Below are 2,777 nucleotides of genomic sequence, written 5' to 3'. Positions count from 1 at the left end.
TATTGCAGGTTGACGAACACCAGTCCGGGGACGGCGAACAGCGGTCCCCAATGCTCCAGCAGCACATAGGCGGCCTTGCGCTCGGCGGTCATCAGCTGGCTGCGCCAGCCAATACCAATCCGCAAGCCGGGCCCCAGCGCCGCCAGCCGCTCCCGCCAGCGCTCCACCAGCGCCGGGTCCGCCGCCAGCCAGGGCCCCTGTGGCTCGAAGGCGGACAGGCTGCCGCGCAACAGTTCCGGCAGGTTGCCGGCCGGCACATGGAAATCGACGCCCGGCGGCCGGTCCGGCGAATGAATCGTCTCCCGGCCGGCGGCATCGACCGATTCCGCCCGGACGGTCGCCCGGGGAAAGGAGCGTGCGAACAACGGCACCAACCGTCGGTCGCATTCGATCACCACATGCCCGGCGCGCGCGATCAACGCCGGATAGCAGGAGGCGAACAGGATCTCGTCACCGACCCCTTGCTCGCGCCACACCAGCATGCGGCTGCCACCGGGCTCCTCGCCGCGCCACAGCGGAGCGGCGATCCGGCGGTTCACATACCCCTTGGCCCGGAAACGCCAGCGATATCCCTCCCACCCGCCGGCGAGATCGCCGCGGGTGAGGCGCATCATGCCGCGGTTGAGGTGCGCCGTGCCGAGTGATGGATTGACCGACAAGGCGAGGTTCATGAAGGGCTCGGCCGCCGCGTGGTCCTGGCGGTATTGCCAGATCATCATGCCGAGATTGCCCGCGGCCTCCGCATTGTTGCCGTCGATCTCCAGCGCGCGCCGATGGGCCGCCTCCGCCTCCCCGATACGGCCGAGAATCTGCAGGGCAAGGCCGTAGCCGGTCAATGCGGTCGGGTTCCCGGCGTCGAGCGCCAAGGCGCGCCGGTACAGACGCACCGCCCCGGCGGTGTCGTCGCGCTCGAGAAGCAGGCCGGCGAGGTTGGAAAAGGCCTCCACGCTTCGGGGATCGGCCGCCGCGGCACGGCGACAGAGATGCTCGGCGCGGATGGTTTCCCGCATGCCGATGTGGGTGCCGGCGAGATTGACCAGGGCCTTCCCGTAGTCGGGCCGAAGGCGCAGGGCGCGCCGGTACCACCGCGCCGGCCGTTCGAAATCGCAGGCGGGGTCGTAGCGATCCTCCAGCGACGTCCCGTGGTTGTTGACCGCCACGGCGTCGTCGGGGCTGAGGACCAGCGCCCGACGCAGCACCGGGACGGCTTCGCCGGTCATCCCGAGTTCGAGCAGGGCCACGCCCAGATTGTTGCAGGCGCCCTGCATCGTCGGTTCGCGGTCCAACGCAAGGCGGAACTGCGCGACCGCCTCACGCAGCCGCCCCATGCCCTGCAGGGCGGTGCCGAAGGTGAAGTGCAACTTCGCATTGCCGGGATGCGCCGCGACCGCCGGAGTGAGAATGCGGCAGGCCTCCCCATGGTCGCCCCGGCCATTCAGCAGCACGCCCAGTTCCAGCGACAGCTCCTCGTCGGCCGGGACAGCCTCCAGCGCACGGCGCAGGCAGGCCTCCGCATCCGGGTGGCCCAGCCCGCGCAGGCAGATCGCCAGATGCCGCCAGGCGGCGGACCGCGACGGGTCGGCCTGGACCACCGCGTAGAAGGCATTGGCCGCCGGCGCGATCCGGCCCATTTCCCGCTGGAGGATGCCGTAGTTGAAACGGGCGGTCAGATTGTCGGGGTCGAAGGTCAGCGCGCGTGCATAGGAGTCCGCCGCCTCTTCCCGCCGGCCGAGGTGCTGAAGCACGGTGGCGCGGTTGCCATAGGCCTCGACATAGCGGTCGTTCTGCCTGATCGCGACCGCATAGGCGGCAAGCGCCTCCTCCGGCATGTTCAGATCGGCCAGAACATTGCCGAGGCTGTTGTAGGCGGTCGGAAAGCGCGGCTGCAGCGCCAGGGCCGCCCCCAGTCCGGAAAGTGCCTCGGCGGTCCGGCCGGTCTGGTAGGCGATCATGGCCGACAGGTGCAGCGCGTCGGCATGCGCCGGATCGTCGATCAGCATCCGGCGATACAGCGCCAGCGCCTCGGCGAGGCGGCCGGCGCGGTGCAGCGGCAATGCGGCGTCGAGCAGATCAGCGGCGGTCACGGCATCCGGTCTGTCGTCGGGGTGTCGTCGTCGTCGGCGCCACCGCCGATCTGTTCGGCGCCGATCTGCTCGGCACCGTCATCGACCACCGCGCCGTCCGCCGCCCTGAACAGTTTGCGGCAGAGCTTGAGCGCCCGGTAGTAGTTGCGGCCTTCGACCAGTCGCGTGATCTCGTCCAGCGTCTTGGCGGCGTCGGGCCGCGCCTCGCGCGTTTCGTCGAGAATGGAGGCGAAGCGCTGAAGGTTCAGCGTCGAGTCTTCCGGGAAGATGTAGACGAGCTGAATGACGAAATAGAGCTTCTTCTCGATACAGTCGATCTGCTCTTCCTTCAGCACCTCGCGTCCACGCAGGAAATTGGCGGTGTTGTAAAGGAAGAACGAGCCCGGACGGTCCCCGGCACCGATGACGGCACCGTTGATGATGACCTTCTCGTTGGGACGAAGCACGAACTTGAGTGGCATGAGTGAGGAACCCGGGGCTTGCGGGCCGTCGCCGTCCGGCCTTTGCCGGCCCGGTCCGGCCCAAAAAAGAAACGGGCGGCGGCCTGATGCCGCCGCCCGCCGGGCGTGATCCTACCCGAACTTGCCGTCCGAACTCTACGCCTTAGAACAGGCGCAGGATCGACTGCTGCGACTGGTTGGCCAGCGAGAGGGCGATGGTGCCCAGCTGCTGCCGGGTCTGCAGCATCAGCAG

The 2,777-nt window shown here is 68.8% G+C and carries 2 protein-coding genes; both read right to left on the bottom strand.

What is annotated here, in order from left to right; translation table 11 throughout:
- On the bottom strand, nucleotides 1–2,084 hold a 2,084-nt coding region (locus tag TSO5_RS24735), incomplete at its 3' end, for a tetratricopeptide repeat protein (RefSeq protein WP_146203833.1).
- Entirely contained in the window at nucleotides 2,081–2,545 is a 465-nt protein-coding gene (locus TSO5_RS24730; RefSeq protein WP_247870957.1) for a flagellar biosynthesis repressor FlbT, read from the bottom strand. The genes TSO5_RS24735 and TSO5_RS24730, both read right to left, overlap by 4 nt.
- Nucleotides 2,546–2,777 lie beyond the last annotated feature (232 nt).

The organism is Azospirillum sp. TSO5, from assembly GCF_003116065.1.
In the GTDB taxonomy this organism is placed as follows: domain Bacteria; phylum Pseudomonadota; class Alphaproteobacteria; order Azospirillales; family Azospirillaceae; genus Azospirillum.
Note: the sequence above shows the minus strand (reverse complement) of the source record. Positions and strands in the feature narration are given on the sequence as shown.

Excerpts from the sequence above, each read along its gene's own strand:
- TSO5_RS24730 (WP_247870957.1), bottom strand. The coding sequence starts at position 2,545 with ATGCCACTCAAGTTCGTGCTTCGTCCCAACGAGAAGGTCATCATCAAC.